This window comes from Streptomyces sp. NRRL S-31 (assembly GCF_000718775.1).
In the GTDB taxonomy this organism is placed as follows: Bacteria; Actinomycetota; Actinomycetes; order Streptomycetales; family Streptomycetaceae; genus Streptomyces.
Genome location: NZ_JOCB01000246.1, coordinates 1 through 557, shown reverse-complemented (window position 1 = coordinate 557; position 557 = coordinate 1). Strand labels below are relative to the sequence as shown.

The following is a 557-nucleotide window of genomic DNA, read 5'->3' as shown; positions in this document are numbered from 1 at the left end:
CAACGGACGGACAGTCCCCGTGACCAGACCCGGCGCCGACCGGCCCTCCGCCAGCGCCTCCAACGCCTCCACACCGCTCAGCACCGCCCGGTGCTCGAAACGCGACCGCCCCGCCAGCGCCCGACCCACCGCGACCGCGCCGACCCCCGGCTGCCCGGCCAGGAACGACTCCAGCCGACGCGCCTGCTCCCGCAGCGCCACATCCGACTTCCCCGACAACACCCACGGCACCACCCCGCCCGCGGACCCCGTCGAGACCCCGACCGGCTCCTCGGCAGCCGCCTCGATCACCACGTGCGCGTTCGTACCGCTGATGCCGAACGCCGACACGCCTGCACGGCGGGGACGCCCCGTCTCCGGCCACGGCCGGGCCTCGGTCAGCAGTGAGACATGACCCGCCGACCAGTCGACATGTGAGGTCGGCGCGTCCACGTGGAGGGTCCGCGGCAGTTCACCGCGCCGCATCGCCATCACCATCTTGATCACACCCGCCACACCCGCCGCCGCCTGCGTGTGCCCGATGTTCGACTTCACCGACCCCAGCCACAACGGCTCAC

1 protein-coding gene is annotated in these 557 nt (G+C 73.2%); it reads right to left on the bottom strand.

Annotated features, from left to right (window positions below; all coding sequences use genetic code 11):
* The coding region (locus IF37_RS40390) for a ketoacyl-synthetase C-terminal extension domain-containing protein (protein WP_037858428.1) at positions 1–557 on the bottom strand (557 nt) is incomplete at both ends.